Source organism: Streptomyces sp. NPDC051133, assembly GCF_040682635.1.
Taxonomy (GTDB): Bacteria; Actinomycetota; Actinomycetes; order Streptomycetales; family Streptomycetaceae; genus Streptomyces.
Genome location: NZ_JBFBBK010000002.1, coordinates 305,684 through 321,560, shown reverse-complemented (window position 1 = coordinate 321,560; position 15,877 = coordinate 305,684). Strand labels below are relative to the sequence as shown.

General features: G+C 73.9%; 6 protein-coding genes and 4 pseudogenes. 5 read left to right on the top strand and 5 right to left on the bottom strand.

Annotated elements, in window-relative coordinates; genetic code table 11:
* Nucleotides 1-136: 136 nt before the first annotated feature.
* Entirely contained in the window at nucleotides 137-691 is a 555-nt protein-coding gene (locus tag AB0N17_RS04020; protein WP_366009509.1) for an SMI1/KNR4 family protein, read from the bottom strand.
* 311 nt (nucleotides 692-1,002) lie between these two features.
* Between AB0N17_RS04020 and AB0N17_RS04015 the strand changes: the two genes are divergently transcribed.
* Nucleotides 1,003-1,422: a hypothetical protein gene (locus AB0N17_RS04015; protein ID WP_366009507.1), complete on the top strand. Its 420-nt coding sequence runs from the start codon at nucleotides 1,003-1,005 to the stop codon at nucleotides 1,420-1,422.
* Between the two features lie 268 nt (nucleotides 1,423-1,690).
* Here AB0N17_RS04015 and AB0N17_RS04010 read toward each other — a convergent pair.
* A pseudogene (locus AB0N17_RS04010) lies at nucleotides 1,691-2,168 on the bottom strand (transposase); the annotation flags it as partial.
* Between the two features lie 447 nt (nucleotides 2,169-2,615).
* Here AB0N17_RS04010 and AB0N17_RS04005 point away from each other — a divergent pair.
* Nucleotides 2,616-2,774, top strand: a pseudogene (locus AB0N17_RS04005) (site-specific integrase); the annotation flags it as partial.
* A gap of 4 nt (nucleotides 2,775-2,778) precedes the next feature.
* Here the strand turns inward: AB0N17_RS04005 and AB0N17_RS04000 are convergent.
* Together AB0N17_RS04000 and AB0N17_RS03995 are read right to left on the bottom strand one after the other, a co-directional pair.
* Nucleotides 2,779-3,465, bottom strand: a pseudogene (locus tag AB0N17_RS04000) (MFS transporter); the annotation flags it as partial.
* Between the two features lie 147 nt (nucleotides 3,466-3,612).
* A complete protein-coding gene (locus tag AB0N17_RS03995) occupies nucleotides 3,613-4,683 on the bottom strand; it encodes a hypothetical protein (RefSeq protein ID WP_366009506.1) in 1,071 nt (356 codons plus the stop codon).
* Between the two features lie 117 nt (nucleotides 4,684-4,800).
* On the opposite strand from AB0N17_RS03995, the gene AB0N17_RS03990 reads away from it, so the two are divergent.
* A complete protein-coding gene (locus tag AB0N17_RS03990) occupies nucleotides 4,801-5,259 on the top strand; it encodes a DUF4442 domain-containing protein (protein WP_366009504.1) in 459 nt (152 codons plus the stop codon).
* An 83-nt stretch (nucleotides 5,260-5,342) separates the two neighbouring features.
* On the opposite strand, the pseudogene AB0N17_RS03985 reads toward AB0N17_RS03990, so the two are convergent.
* Nucleotides 5,343-5,996: pseudogene (locus tag AB0N17_RS03985) on the bottom strand (hypothetical protein).
* Between the two features lie 392 nt (nucleotides 5,997-6,388).
* Here AB0N17_RS03985 and AB0N17_RS03980 point away from each other — a divergent pair.
* The gene (locus AB0N17_RS03980; RefSeq protein ID WP_366009503.1) at nucleotides 6,389-8,314 is read left to right on the top strand and encodes a ricin-type beta-trefoil lectin domain protein; all 1,926 of its coding nucleotides are present in this window, start codon (nucleotides 6,389-6,391) and stop codon (nucleotides 8,312-8,314) included.
* Between the two features lie 378 nt (nucleotides 8,315-8,692).
* Nucleotides 8,693-15,877, top strand: a complete 7,185-nt coding sequence (locus AB0N17_RS03975) for an SDR family NAD(P)-dependent oxidoreductase (protein ID WP_366009502.1) — start codon at nucleotides 8,693-8,695, stop codon at nucleotides 15,875-15,877.

The window sequence follows — 15,877 nt, the reverse complement described above, 5'->3', positions numbered from 1 at the left end:
TCAGCGTCTCTGCAGGTCACCACACCTCCGCATGCGCGATCTTCGAAACTAGTGCTCCAAGCCCCAGGCTGGGGCGCTTGACTGGGTCATCGAGGACCGCGCCGAGGTTGCCGCGAGACCCATTGTGGCAGTGGGCTCAGTGGCCGCCGGTCTCAGGCCAGTACCAAGACTCGTCGTCCTCCAGCGCGAGGTCGCCCGGGATGCCGTGCTCAAGCTTCCCTTCGAGCCACATGCTCAGCCATTCACGGAGCGTCAGGTCGCATTTGTGTCGCTCTCCCTGGTCCCACCACCACATCTGCCCCTCCGGGCGTCGGCAGTCGAGCAGGGACCACATGGCACAGCCGTGGTCACAAAACAACAGCACCCCGTGAGGCGGAGAAGGTGGCGCTTGCTCTTCTGGATACGGATCGGGCTCGTCGTACTGGAGATACATCTCCAGCATGCTTAGCCCCTCGCTCGTGTATCCGTCGCGGAGGCCTTCGATGCCGCCGAAGGGACCGAACCCGCCGTTTGCCACCTCCATGTAGAGGCGGCGGAGCAGTGGCGGGAGTGGGTAACCGATGATGCGTTCTGCCTCCGCCAACGCCTCCGCAGATGCGGGTGCCGGCGTGAGCGGACTGTCGTGCAGGTCCGTTGGGCGCCCTGCTTGAACGCGGGCCTCGACCGCCGCCAGCACCTCGTCATCGGTCACGCTGATGATGATCGCAGATGCCTGTGCGGTGCAGCAGCGAAGTACAGCAACCATGCCGACCGGGGCCAACCGCACATGCCCCCGGTAGCCCGTCTGACCAGCCCACCAGACCTCAGCGGCCCCGCACCCACGGGCCATGGCAGTTCCCGCCCAAAGTCCATGCCGACCTTCGCTGCCAGGCGCACGGACCGTAATCGCGAAGCGCGCCCCGGCCCCATTGACACCAGGATTTGAACACGTTCAAGATGATGTCGGCCGCTTCCTTGAGGCGTCGCTACCGGGCATGTGCGAGACGCGAGAGGCAGGGCCGTATGGCTGGCAACCAGCATCAGTGGATACGACGTGCATTCATGGGCGCTGCGTTGGGATGTGCGGTGTCATTCCTGTTGGCCTCCTGTTCCGACTACCCAGTCGAGGTCAACACCGCTGATCAGCTGACGGGCGTGTGGTCGGACTGGACCGGGGCGACAGTTGAGTTCAAGGACGACGGCACCTTCACGGCCAAAGGCTTGGACAATGTCTCGGACGTCGTAGACTCTGGGTGCTCCGGGTTCACCGAACGGCTACATGGATCCTGGTCTCCCACGTATGGCACGGTCACCTTCGACGGCGTGGACTGCAAGGACATGAAATTGGCCTTCTACGGCTCCCCGGATTCCTTCGTTGCCTGCTTCACTCGGGACATGACTTCCGGGGGGTGCGCGAACGAATTCAACCGGAAGGAAGGCTGATCCGAGTGGTCCTGGACGCGCGCCGACTACGTGATCGCCACGTCTCGGAGGAAGCACAAGATTCGCAAGAAGCGCTATCTCCAGCTGATACCCACGGGTGACATCAACAGCGCCGGACGCGGGCACCCATGCACGGCCTGGCGCGTCCGCCCCAACCATGCGCTGACGCCGCCGGGCCGGGCTTGGACCGAACTCCTAATTCGGTGCTCGCGCACGAGCGCCCTCCCGGGCCATCTTGCTGCCATGAAAAGACGCTTAAGATGCCATCTCATTTGGTGAGTCGGCGGTAGCAGATGAGGGTGCAGGCGATGCTGGTGAAGGCCGGGAAGTGGTCGGCTTTGCGCTCGTAGCGGCGGTGCAGGCGTCGGCATCCGGCGAGCCAGGCCATGGTGCGCTCTACGGTCCAGCGGTGGCGGCCGAGTCGCTGTGAGCTCTCGATGCCTCTGCGGGCGATGCGGTGCCGGATGCCTCGGCTGGATAACCATTGCCGCATGTGGTTGTAGTCGTATCCCTTGTCGGCGTGGAGTTTGTGGGGCCCGCGGCGTCGGCGTCCGCGGCGAGAGCGGATTGGCGGGATGCCCTTCACCAGGGGATCCGAGTTCGTCCAGGACCAAGCGGTTGAGTTTGGCCCACACGCGGGCCTCCGTCCACTCGGTGAAGCGTCGATGAGCTGTTGCTCCGGAGGGACCGAACGAGGTGGTCGGGAGCTGCTGCCACGTGCAGCCCGACGTCGCGACGAAGACGAGAGGTCGGCCGGCCGTGGACGGTGCCGGGCGTCCTCGGCCGCGTCGATCGCCGCCAGGCGCTCGTTCAGCTCGGCCAGGGACTCGACCTGCGGCGGTGGGACCAGGTGCTTGCGCCGGAACCGGCCGCCCCGCACCAGCGCCTTCGCGACCGTGTTGCGCGACACCCGGTACCGCTGGGCCAGCTCCCGGCCCGACACGGTCGGGTCCGGACGCCGGTCCCCGCGAATCCGCTCGAAGATCCACTCACGCGACCTGTACACACCGGTCTCCTGAACATGACTGTGATCAACAGGCAAAGCGTGAGCGCCCGAACAGCGCAAACAACCCATTACGCCGAAAGCGGCATGTCACACACCATCACACCGGGTGGCTCCTGAATCTCACCGCCCGACCCACCGGATCTCGGAACCACCGCCGAAACGGCTCTACTTCACCCCGCCAGAAACAGGGGCCCGGCCCAAGGTCCGCCGCCGCGGTGCCGCCCGCGCCAACTACGTGCTGGAGACGGTGTTCTGGGACGCCGGGACCGCCCGGCTGCTGCCCCGGCTGCTCAAGGGCCGCACCCGCGGCCCGGTGTTCGTCGCCCACCGCCGCCCGGGCCCGGGGAGCCCCACAGCCAGGGCCGGCCGGCGAACTCCCGCCACCCCTCCCGGAGATCGGCCAGCATGCCCTCGCCCGGCGCCCGGGGCGGGATGTGGCCGACGTCGAGGAACGAGCGCAGGGCGCCGGCGAGGGCGAAGGCCGCCGCGTCGATCGCGAGCACCCGGCCCGGACCGATCGCCGCGACCAGCGCGCCGCCGAGCGGGGCACCGCCGAGAGCGGCTCCCCGCGTGGCCATGCGGAACAGGGCGAACGCCCGGCCGGCCTGTTCCCCCTCCACCGACGCCATGAGCATCCCCTCGGCCGCCGGACCGAAGAACGCCTGCCCGGTCCCGCCGAGCGCGGTGAGCGGCATCATCTGCCACCGCCGGGGCTCGCCGGCCGGCACCAGGAGGGCGAGGGCCGCCTGGGAGAGACAGTTGAGGGCGTTGGTCGCGACCATCACCCGGTGCCGGGGCAGCCGGTCCGCGACGGCGCCGCCGATGAGCAGGAACACCACCAGCGGCAGGGTGCGGGCGGCGGCCACCAGTCCCACGTCGCCGCCGTCGCCGCCCGCGTCGAGCACGGCGAACGCGGCGCCGATGAGCGAGCCGTTCGCGCCGAGACCGGTGACGACGGCCGGCGCGGTCAGCAGGGAGTAGTTGCGGCTCGCCCAGGGGGTCTGTGCGCGGGGTGGGTGGGGGACGGCAGGGTTCACCGGGCGACTGTCGCCTGTGCGTGCCCCTGTTTCCCACCGGATTCCGCGGGGCGCGGGCCGGTCCGGCCGCGCGCCGCCGGCCCGTGGTGTTCCGGACCGTGGTGTTCCGGACCGCCGTGTCGTGGCGGGCCGGAACACCACGTGGCCTCATTCGACCGTCGGGGTGCCGTGCAGCCGGATCGTGCTGAGGATCTTCAGCACGGTCGCCTCGGGAACCTCGTCCTTCACACCCGTGGCCCCGTAGAAGTTGAACGCCACATAGCCGTGGAGGGAGTTCTGGAAGCCGAACGTGAGCGCCTTGCCGTCGGTGATGCACTTGCCCTTGCGCGGTGTGTGGGTCGACCGGGCCCAGGCGTAGCTGCCCTTGACGCCCGACGCGGTCGTGAAGGGAGTGGCCTTCTTGTCGAACGAGATGCTCTTCTTGTCGGGCATGGTGTAGCCGGCGTAGATCCACCAGGCCGGGGTGTTGACCGCGATCTCGTCCGAGTTCTTGGCCCCGCTGGAGCCCTTGGTGCCCACCGCCGCCAGCGAGGTGTCCTCGGTGCGGCCGTTCTTGTCGTCGTCGGAGCTGCACCACGACGGCTTGTCCTCGGCGACACCGGACATGGTGATCCCCTTCTGGTCCTTCTCCTTGGGGAAGTCGTAGATGATCGCCGCGCCGGGGCGCTCGACCTCCCAGTCGCCGGGCACGTCGAAGGCGACGCCCCACTTGGGGTTCACCACGACCTTCCAGCCCGGCACGGTCGGCTTCGCCGTCTCGTCGCCGCGCGTGTCGCCGCCGCCGGTCGAGGACGAGGTGGGCGTGGGCGACTTGGCCGCGTGCTGCCCGCCCTTGCCGCCGTCCGCCTTGTCGTCCTTGGAGCCGCCGAGGACGAGGACGCCGGTCACGCCGGCGGCGACCACGACCGCCGCGGCCGCGATGATCGCGATCAGCTTCGTGCGCCCGCCTCCGCCACCGCCCTGCGGAGGCCCCGGCATGGGGCCGGTGGGCTGCTGGCCGTACTGCTGCTGCCCGTACGGGGGCTGCTGGCCGTACTGCTGCTGTTGTCCGGGCTGCTGCTGTTGCCCCTGCTGAGGCTGCTGACCGTACGGGCCGGCCTGCGGGTACTGCTGGTACCCGGGTTGCTGGTACGGATTCGGCTGCTGGTAACCCGGCTGCTGGTACGGGTTCTGCTGCGGGTTCGGCGCGCCCCCTGGCGGCTGCTGATCTGGCCACATGGCCGACAACCCTAGTGCGGCCGCGGCACGGTTCGGTCACCGGCTCTTGTCAGGGCCGTACCAAGTGTGACGCGACCGTGCTGGTCAGTCTCTGCTACCCGTGAGTAACATGCCCCCATGAGCGCAGACCAGATGTCCATCGGCGAGATGCTCGCCGCCACCGTGCCCATGGCCCGGACGCTGAACCTCGAGTTCGTCGAGACCACTCCGGACAAGGCCGTGGTGTCCCTGCCGGACCAGGGCGACTTCCACAACCACGTGGGCGGGCCGCACGCCGGCGCGATGTTCACCCTGGGGGAGTCGGCCAGCGGGGCCATCGTGCTGGCCGCCTTCGGGGACCAGCTCTCGCGCGCGGTGCCGCTCGCGGTGCGCGCCGACATCGCCTACAAGAAGCTGGCGATGGGCGCCGTCACCGCGACCGCGACCCTGGGCCGCCCGGCCGCCGATGTCATCGCCGACCTGGACGCCGGGCAGCGCCCCGAGTTCCCCGTGGCGATCGAGATCCGGCGCGCGGACGGCGCGGTCACGGGCGAGATGACCGTCGTGTGGACGCTGCGGCCCAACAACCAGGGCTGACACGGCCGGAGGGGAGGCGTCCGGCGGGCCCCTCCCCTCGTCCGCGGGGTGCGGTTCCGTCCGGCCCGCACGGCCTCGCGGCGTCAGGCGGCCCGGCGCCGCTTCCGGCCGCCCTCGGTCACGCCGCCCTCCGTCGGCCCCGCCACGAACTCCTTGAGCCGGCCGGCGAACCCGGGCCCCGGATCCGGGCAGGCGCACGCCAGGTGGACCACCGTGCGCAGATGGCCGGACTTGTCGCCGGTGTCGTACCGCAGGCCGTCGAAGACCATTCCGTGCGCGGTGCCGCCCGCCGCGAGGCCCCCAGGGCGTCGGCCGGCCGGACCTCGCCGCCACGTCCCGGCGGGGTGCGCTCCAGCACGGCGAACACGGCCGGGTCGAGCCTGTGCGGCCGAGCAGGCGCTCGCGCGGGTCGATCGGATCGTCGCCGAGCAGCACCGTGAACGGCTGGTTCCCGACGTGCCGCCGGGCGCACAGCACGGCGTGGCCGAGGCCGAGCGGGTCGCCCTGGCGGATGTGGTGGAGGTCCGCGAGCCGCGCCGGGTCGCGTACGGCGTCCAGGCGCACGGTGTCACCCTTGGCCGCCAGTGCCCGCTCCAGTTCGAAGGCGTGGTGGAGATGGTCCTCGATGGCCCGCTTGTGGCCGGAAGGAAGCCGGTGCCGAGCCCGGCGGCCGGTACGACCGCCTTGCGAACCGCACGGGCGGAGGCGGGGGTCGCTGTCGAGTGGGGGGCGATCACGCGGCCCGTGCTGGGGCACCCGGATGAGAGCCCGCCCGGAGAAGCAGGGGAGCGGGCTGTGGGCCGCTGTCCGGCGTGGTCCGGCTCGGCCGGGCCGCCGGGCGTCTCCGGGGGCATCCGGCTTATTCCGGCGGCGAGTTGACCGGACCGCGCGACCACCCTCATGGGGATACCGCCGGTAACTTTTGTGTGGTGGAGCGATATTGAGGCCGAGTCATTCGAACTTCTTGTTTCCTGTGAGGCCCGTGTGCGAAAGTGAGCCTTCCCGCGGGAGGGCAATGGCAGGCGCATAACGCCGACGCCAGCCCATCAGGTACGCACCGATCTGGCACTGCTTTCCGACAGGACGCCCTTGTGTGCGCTGTCCTGTTCGCTGGAAAGGAAATGGTTCCGTGCAGTCCTCCTACCCCCCACGCCCGCCGTACCCTCCCCCACCCGGTCCGGCCGGAGAGTCCGACCGCAATCTCGTCGCCCGGCTCAGCGGTCCGGGAGCGGCCCGCCATCACGCCGTCGCCCTGCTGCTGGCCCGTCACTGGCGGGCCACCCGCGACTACGCGGTCGTCTGCCTGGCCGCCGCCGGGCCCACGGCCCAGCTGGTGGCCACCGCCGCCTTCCACACGGTCCTCGGCCGCACCGCCGGCGGAGCCGTCGGCGGCGCGCTGCGCCCGCAGCTGCTGGCAGCCGCCCGTGACACCGTCCGCGCCTGGGCGGGGGACGACGCCGCCTGCGTCACCCTGCCGGAATTGCGCAAAACCGCCGGAGGCCGCGGGCTGCGCGCGACAAAGCCCGGCACTCCGGAAAGGCGTCAGCTGGCCGACCGCGCATTCCGCGCCCTTCCGGGCGCCTCGCAATGCCTTCTCTGGCACACCGAGGTCGAAGCAGAACCCATAAACATACCCGCTGGTCTGCTGGGGGTCGACCCGGTCACCGCGACACACGCCCTCGACCAGGCGCGGGAGCAATTCCGCACGGGTTGCGTGCGCGCCCACCGGGAACTCGCGCCCTCGAAGGAATGCCGCTTCTACAACCGGCTCCTCGATGTCCCGATGCGCCGCGGCGGCGCCCTGCTGCCCGACGTGCGCCGGCATCTGACGGTCTGCTCCTACTGCCGCTTCGCCGCCGAGCAACTCGCCCTGTGCGACGAGAGCCTGGACGTCCTGCTCGCCGAGACCGTGCTCGGCTGGGGCGCCCGCCGCTATCTCGACTCGCGCCCCGGCCGCGACGGCGCCGGGGACTGGCCGCACCCGGCGCCGCCGGCCCGTCCCGAAGCCGGTGGCCGGCACCGTACGGCAGCGGCGAGCCGCCACCGCACGGTCCTGGCGGTCGGCGTGGGACTGACCGCGCTCGCCCTGCTCGCCACCGTGCTCGTGGTCAGGAGCTGGTCCGACGACAACGGTGTCCCGCACCCCGGTGCCACCTGGGGCGCCCCCGTCGGCCGCAGCACCGGTACCGGCGCGCGCATCGCGCCCTCCCCCTCGGCCGCCGCGGCCGGCACACCCGTCGCGCTCGCCCGCGGCGGCCTGTACAACCTCGCCTCCGGGCGCTGCCTGGACATGACCGGGGGCAGGCCGGTCGAGGGCGCGGGAGTCCGGCTCGCCGCCTGCTCCGCCGCCGCTTCGCAGCAGTGGTCGTACCAGGACGACGGGCTGTTGCGCAGCGCCGCCGACCCGGCCCTCTGCCTCGCCGCCGACACCGGGACGAAGAACGTCGCGGTCTCCGACTGCGTGACGCCCGCCGGGGAGGTGTCGTACGACGTCACCGTGCGCGGCGAGATCCTGCTCCGCGGGCATCACCCGGCGCTCGTCCTGGCCGTGTCATCCGGTGGCGGGTCCGGGCGGGTGCGGCTCGCGGCGCGTGACGGCGCGGCGGGGGAGCGGTGGACGCTCGCGCCGCGTCCGGACGGCGTGCCCCCTGCGGGTGCGGCGCCCGGGGAGCCCGGGCCGCCGGGCGCTCCCGGAGGGACGGACGAGCCGGGTGCCGGGCGGCCGGGGCGCGCGAAGGAGAAGGGCGGAGGAGGGTTGTCGGAGGGGCCGCCGGGCAGGGGCGCGTCGCGCGGGAACCCCGGCGCGGGACCCGGCCGAGGGCTGCGCGAGGGCCGGTCGGGGGACGCGCCGCGCATCGCCCAGGTCCGCGTTCGCGGTGACCGGCGGCCGTCCGGACCCGGTGACTCCGGTGATCCCGGTGCCTCCGGTTCTCCCGGTGGATCAGGGGACCCCGGTTGCCTCGGTCACCCCGGCGACGTGGTGCGGGACGTCGTCCGCCCGGTCGCCGGCGGGGTCGTCTCCGTGCCCGCGACCGTGGGGACGCCGCTCGGCTGAGGCCGCCGGGAGACGACCGGGCCGCGTTCGCGCCACCGGGTCGATGTCATGTGGAATTTACAGACTTCGGCCCGGTGTCTCGGCGCGTTGCGGGTGAGTGAGGCGCCGGTGAATACCCTGGCTGTTTCGCTGGGGTATGTGCCGGTATGGGGCGCGGAGTCCGGTGGCTCCGCGCTCGTACGCGTGCCGGGAATTGCCGGGATTTCCCGCCCCTTGCGGGGAATTCGGCGGGCTGGCCGAATCGAGGCCACCGCGTGTGAAAAGGGTGCGTCGTTATTGACCCGTGAGTAAGCCCTCGCTAGTTTCCGGTGCCCTCGCACCAGAGCGTTCCGCCGCACACCCCCCACCGTGCTGTCTCGCCGATCGTGCCGGAGCATCATGACCTCGCCTGTGCGCGCCCACGACCTGATCCTGTGCATCACCCCGTTCGGAGAGGCCGACGCCGCTCTCGCCGCCGCGGCCTCGGCCGCCGGCGGACTCGGCATCCTGGACCTGGGCTCCGGTGACCGAACGGCCCGCGAACAGCTGTCCCGGCTCAGACGTGTCGCGCCGGGGCCCTTCGGGGTCCGGCTGACGGGCCGTTGCACCCTGGGCCCGGCCGACCTCGGTGACGCCCCCGGCACGGTGGTCCTCGCTCCGGACGCACATCGCCATACGGCTCAACTCGACTTCGGTAAACGAGTGTTGGCCGAAGTGACCGATCTCGCGCAGGCCCGGGAAGCGGTCCGTGCCGGTGCCCGGGGGCTGATCGCCCGCGGCGCCGAGAGCGGCGGCCGGGTCGGCGAGCTGAGCACCTTCGTCCTGCTCCAGCAGCTCCTGTCCGACGAGGCCCTGAGCGGGGTTCCCGTCTGGGCGTGCGGTGGCATCGGGCCGCGTACGGCGGCGGCCGCCGTGGCGGGCGGGGCGGCGGGCGTCGTCCTCGACGCCCAGCTGGCGCTGCTCGCCGAGTCGGGGCTGCCCGAGGAGGTCCGGGCGGTCGTACGGTCCCTGGACGGTTCGGAGACGGTGCTGCTGGGCGGGCACCGGGTGCTGCGCCGGCGCGGGCCGGACACCGCTCGGCCGGCCGCCGACGACCCCGACACGGTCGCGTCCCTGCTGGGCGCCCGTGACCTGCGCCGCCGGCTGCTGCCGGTGGGCCAGGACGGCTTCCTCGCCGCCCGGTTCGCCGAGCGGTGGCGAGACGTGCGGGGTGTGGTGCGGGAGATGACGGCGGCGGTCCGGGGGGCGGTCGGGGCGGGGTTCGTGGACGCCGCCGGTGGTGGTGGGCCCGTCGGGTCCGGGTTCGGGTCCGGGAGCGAGGCCGGGTCCGAGTGCGGGTCCGGGCCCGGTGCCGAGCCGGATGCGGCTGTGCCCGCGGCTCCCCGCGGTCCCCTGAGAGGCGGGACCGTCGCCTCCGGGGCCCTGCGGGCCGGCTCCGCGATGAGCCGCGCGCTCGGCACGCGGCTGCCGGTCGCCCAGGGGCCCATGACCAGGGTCAGCGACCAGGCGGGCTTCGCCGCCGCCGTCGCCGCGGAGGGGGCGCTGCCCTTCCTGGCGCTGGCCCTCGCCGACGGTGAGCGCACCCGGTCCCTGCTGACCGAGGCACGCGCCGCGCTCGACGGGCGGCCCTGGGGCGTGGGCGTCCTCGGCTTCGCGCCCGAGGACATCAGGAACGCCCAGCTGGACGCCGTACGGGAACTGCGCCCGACGCACGCCATCATCGCCGGCGGACGGCCCGCCCAGGCCGAGGCGCTGGAGCGGGCCGGAATCCGCACGTTCCTGCACGTGCCCTCGCCGGGGCTGCTGCGGCAGTTCCTGGACGCCGGGGCGCGCCGCTTCGTGTTCGAGGGGTCCGAGTGCGGCGGACACGTCGGGCCCCGGGCCTCCTTCCCGCTCTGGGAGTCCCAACTCGCCGTGCTGGAGGACTTCCTGGCCACCGCGGACGACGCGTCGGCACAGCGGCTGGAGGTCCTCTTCGCCGGCGGTGTCCACGACGAACGGTCGGCGGCGATGGTCGCCGCCCTGGCCGCACCGCTCACCGAACGGGGCGCCGCCGTCGGCGTCCTCATGGGCACCGCCTACCTGTTCACCGAGGAAGCCGTCGCCCACGGCGCCATCCGGCCGTCCTTCCAGCGGCAGGTCCTCGCCGCCACCACGACCGCCCTGCTGGAGACCGCGCCCGGGCACGCCACCCGCTGCGTCCCCAGCCCCTTCACCGGCGACTACCGCGCCCGGGAAGCCGCGTTACGCGCCCGCGGCCTGCCCGACCGGGAGGTCTGGGAGACGCTGGAACGGCTCAACGTGGGCCGGCTGCGCGTCGCCAGCAAGGGCGTCGAACGCGCCCCCGACGGCGCGCTGCGGGCCGTCGGCGAGGAACGGCAGCTCACCGACGGGATGTTCATGGCCGGCGAGGTCGCCGTCCTGCGCTCGGCCACCACCACCCTGGCGGCGCTGCACCGCTCGGTGACCGACGGCGCAGCCGACTTCCTCGCCGCACGCACCACACCGGTCACGCGTGCCGTGCGGGAGACGCCGGCCCCGCTCGACATCGCGATCGTCGGCATGGCCTGCATGTTCCCCGGGGCCCCCGACCTCGCCGGATTCTGGGCGAACGTGGTCGCCGGGCGCGACGCCGTCACCGAGGTCCCACCCGACCGCTGGGACCCCGACGTGCACCACGAAACCGGCCGCACGGCGTCGAAGTGGGGCGGCTTCCTGCCCCGCATCCCCTTCGACCCGCTGCGCTACGGCATCCCGCCCGCCTCCCTCGGCAGCGTCGAACCCGTCCAGCTGCTGTCCCTGGAAGCGGCCCGCAGGGCGCTGGAGGACGCGGGGTACGGCGAACAGGGGCGGGACTTCGACCGGGCGCGCACCTCCGTGGTCTTCGGCGCCGAGGCGGGCAGCGACCTCTCCAACGCCGTCACCCTGCGCGCCGTCCTCCCCTCGTACTACGGCAGGGTCCCCGACGGGCTGGAGGAGCAGCTGCCCCGGCTGACGGAGGACTCCTTCCCCGGCATGCTCGCCAACGTCGTCTCCGGCCGGATCGCCAACCGCCTGGACCTGGGCGGCGCCAACTACACCGTGGACGCCGCCTGCGCATCCTCCCTCGCCGCCCTCGACGTGGCCTGCAAGGAGCTGGCCCTCGGCACCAGCGACCTCGTGCTGTGCGGCGGCGCCGATCTGCACAACGGCATCAACGACTACGTCCTGTTCTCCTCCGTGCACGCGCTCTCCCCGACCGGGCGGTCCCGCGCCTTCGACGCCTGCGCCGACGGCATCGCGCTCGGCGAGGGCGTGGCCTGCGTGGTCCTCAAACGGCTCGCCGACGCCGAACGCGCCGGGGACCGTATCTACGGCGTGGTCAAGGGCCTCGGCTCCGCCAGCGACGGCCGCTCCCGCGGTCTGACCGCGCCCCGGCCCGAGGGCCAGCGGGCCGCGCTGGAGCGGGCGTACCGCAACGCCGGTGTCTCGCCCGCACAGGTGGGACTGGTCGAGGCGCACGGCACCGGGACCGTCGTCGGCGACCGCACCGAACTCGGTGTGCTGGGCGAGGTGTTCACCGAGGCGGGCGCCAGGACCGGGAGCTGTGCGCTCGGCTCGGTCAAGTCACAGATCGGGCACACCAAGTGCGCCGCCGGACTCGCCGGCCTGATCAAGACCACGCTCGCGCTGTACACCGGGGTCAAGCCGCCCACCCTCCACCTGGAGCGGCCCGACCCGGCCTGGGCGCAGGACGAGAGCCCGTTCGTCTTCCACACCGGCGCCCGGCCCTGGGCGGCACCTGCGTCGGAACGTTTCGCCGGGGTGAGCGCGTTCGGCTTCGGCGGCACCAACTTCCATGCGGTGCTCGCCGCGTACGGGGGCGCCGTACCGCCCGGGCAGGCCCTGGACGCCTGGCCCGCCGAGTTGTTCCTCTTCCGGGGCCGGGACACGGCGGCGGCCCACCGGGAGGCGGCGGAGATCCTCCGGGCCGCCGAGACCACCGGCCGCCCCTGGCGCCTGCGCGACCTCGCCCTCGCCGCGGCCCACCGCGCCGACACCTCGCACGAGCCGGTACGGGCCGCGGTCGTGGCCCGGGACGTCGAGGAACTGACCGGACGGCTGCGGCGGATCCTCGCGGGGGAGCACGATCCGGCGGCGGGGGTCCATCGGGCGGGTGCGGGTGCGGGTGCGGGTGCGGGTGCGGGTGCGGGTGCGGACGTGGGTGTGGACGCGGACGCTGACGCGGGTGCGGGGGAGGCCGATCCGGCCCCCGCCCCCGGCGAAGTCGCCTTCCTCTTCCCCGGGCAGGGCAGCCAGCGCACCGGAATGCTCGCCGAGCTCCTGGTCGCCCTGCCCGAGCTGCGGCACGCACTGCACCTCGGCCGGGCCCACGCCGACGCGCTGTACCCGCCGGCGGCCTTCGACGACGCCACCCGCGAGCGCCGCCGCGCCGCCCTCACCGACACCCGGGCCGCCCAGCCCGCCCTCGGCATCACGGGCCTCGCCGCCCACGCCTTCCTCACCTCGGCGGGCGTCCACCCCGACCTCGCCGCCGGCCACAGCTACGGCGAGCTGGTCGCCCTCGCCGCGGCCGGTGCCCTCGACCCGGAGACGCTGCTGGAGCTGAGCGGCGAGCGGGCCGGGGCGATCCTGGCGGCGGCCGGCGACGACCCCGGCACCATGGCCGCCGTCGGCGCGCCCGCCGAGGACGTCGTACGCGCCCTGCGCGCGGGCGGCGCGCCCGAGTCGGTCGTGCTCGCCAACCTCAACTCGCCCGGACAGACGGTGATCTCCGGGCCCACCGCGGACGTCGGCACCGCCGTACGCCTGCTGCGCGCGGCCGGTCTGGGCGCGCGGCGCATCCCCGTCGCCTGCGCCTTCCACAGCCCGGTGGTGGCCGCGGCGGGGGAACGGTTCGCCAAGATCCTCGCGGAGCGGACGGTACGGCCGCCCGAGATCCCCGTCTGGGCCAACCGCACCGCCACGCCGTACCCGTCCGAGCCCGACGCGGTGCGCGCGGAACTCGCCGCGCAGATCGGCGCCCCCGTCTCCTTCGCCGCGCAGATCGAGGCGATGTACGAGGCGGGCGCGCGGATCTTCGTCGAGGCGGGCCCCGGCACGGTGCTCACCCGGCTCGTCGGCCAGACCCTCGGCGACCGCCCGCACCGCACGGTCGTCTGCGAACCCCGCGCCGACAGCGGCCTGTACGGCTGGCTCGACGCCCTCGCCCAACTCGCCGTCGCCGGGCTGCCGGTGCGCACCGCCTGGCTCCTCAGGGGCCGCGACGCCGTCGACGCGCTGCGCGCCCCGGCGCCCGAACGGCCCGGCTGGACCGTCGACGGACACCTCGTCCGCACCGCCGACGGAGCACTGCTCGCCGGTGCCCTCGCACCGGCCCGACGAGTCGTGGAGACGCCCGTGACGACCGACCAGCCGTACCGCGCCCCGGCCGACCGGGACGCGCTCATCTCCGAATTCCTGCGCACCAGCCGGGAGATGATCGCCGCCCAGCGCGATGTGCTGCTCACCTACTTCGGCACCGCGCCCGCCGCCGCCCCCGCCGCCGCGCCCGTACCTCCGCCGCGGCCTTCCCTTCCCGTCGCCGCAGTGCCCTCGCCCGAGCCACCCGGCGAGGAGCAGGTCACCGACGTGGAACGGGTCACCCACGTGGAACGGGCCACCCACGTGGAACGGATCACCGACGTGGAACGGGTCGTCCTGGAGATCATCAGCGAGCGCACCGGCTATCCCGTCGACATGATCGAGCCCGGGCTCGACCTGGAGGCGGACCTGAGCATCGACTCCATCAAGCGCGCCGAGATAGCGGGTGAACTCGCCCGGCGCCTCGGTGTCGCGGGCGGCGCCGAGGTCCTGGACGACGCCGAGCTGGAGGAGCTGACCAAGGCGCGCACGGCCGCCGCGGTGACGGGCTGGCTGACGGCGCGGATCGGCACGCACGCGGCCGACGGGAGCGGACCGGCCGGGGGACCGGCCCGGGCGGCGGACGGAAAGCAGCAGCCCGCCGACGCGAGCCGGGAGGCCGGGACACCGGCCCCGGCGGCGGACACCGGCACCGCGGGCGTGGCCCCCCGGCGCTGCGAGCTGCGCCCCGTGTCCCTTCCCGGGCCGGACGGCGACGCCGATCCCGCCCAGGCCCTGTCCGGCCGCAGATTCCTGCTGCTGGGGGGCGGGGACGGCGACGGCGACCGTGAGGGTGACGGAGCGGGCACGGCCGCCGAGGTCGCCGCCCGGCTCACCGCGCACGGTGCCGACGCCGTACTCCTCGACCGGGACCACCTCCTCACCCCGGCCGACGGCACGGCCGACGGCGTGCTGTACCTGGGCGCGCTGCCCGGCCCGGACCTCCCGGTACTGCCGGACGCCTTCCCCGTGCTCCGGGCGGCGCTGGCCCACGGGCCGTGCCGGCTGCTCGCCGTGCGGGCCGCGGACCGCGCCGGCGCGCTGCGGGCCGCCGGTCTGGACGGTCTGTTCCGCACCGCCGCCCGCGAGTACCCGGACCTGCTCGTCCGGATCGCCGCCGTCGACGACACCGCACCGGCGGCCGTGGCCGACGCCCTGCTCGCCGAGCTGCTCGCCCCCGAAGCGGCCCCCGAACCGGCCCCCGTCGTCCTGCGTACGGCGGCCGGACTCCGCCGGGGACTCGAGCTGGTGCCCGTGCCCCTCGGTCCGCTCGGCACCACCGGCGCCGGACCCGCCGCCGACGGCGCCGCCGAGGCCGCCGCGCTCGGGCTCGACCGGGACGCCGTGGTCCTGCTGGTCGGCGGCGCCCGGGGCATCACCGCGAGGTTCGCGGCCACCCTGGCCGGCGCCTCCCGGTGCCGCGTCGAGCTGCTGGGACGTACCCCCGCGCCCACCGCACCCGAGGCCCCGCACACCGCCGCCGCCCGCACCCCCGTCGAACTGAGGGCCGCGCTCGCCGCCGCGCCGGGCACGCCCGGGCCCGCCGAGATCAACAGGGCCGCCGAACTGGTCCTGGCCCAGCGGGAGATCACCGCCACGCTCGCCGAACTCACCGCCCTCGGCAGCACGGCCCGCTACCGCTCGGTGGACTTCCGGGAGCGGGACGCCGTCCTGCGCGCGGTCAAGGAGATCCACGCCGCACACGGCCGGCTCGACGGCGTCGTCTTCGCCGCCGGGGTCATCGAGGACCGGCTGATCGCCGAGAAGACCCCCGAGTCCTTCCGACGGGTGTACGGCACCAAGGCCGCCGGCGCCGCCGCGCTGTTCGCCGCCCTGGACGACCTGCCCGTCGCACCCGCCTTCACCGTGCTGTTCGGCAGCATCGCCGCCGTCCTCGGCAACCGCGGCCAGGCCGACTACGCCGCAGCGAACGACGCCCTGGAGGCGCTCGGCGCGGACTGGGCCGCGCGTACGGGCCACCGCGCACTCACCGTCCACTGGGGCCCCTGGGCGCCCTCCGGCACGCACACCGGCATGGTCGACGCCGAACTCGGCCGCGCGTACGCCCGCCGCGGGGTGGCCCTGATCGACCCGGACGAGGGCACGGCGGCCCTCCTGCGGGAACTCGCCTGGGGAGACCCGGCGGCCCGCGCCGTCGTCCACACCGCGTCGGGCTGGTGA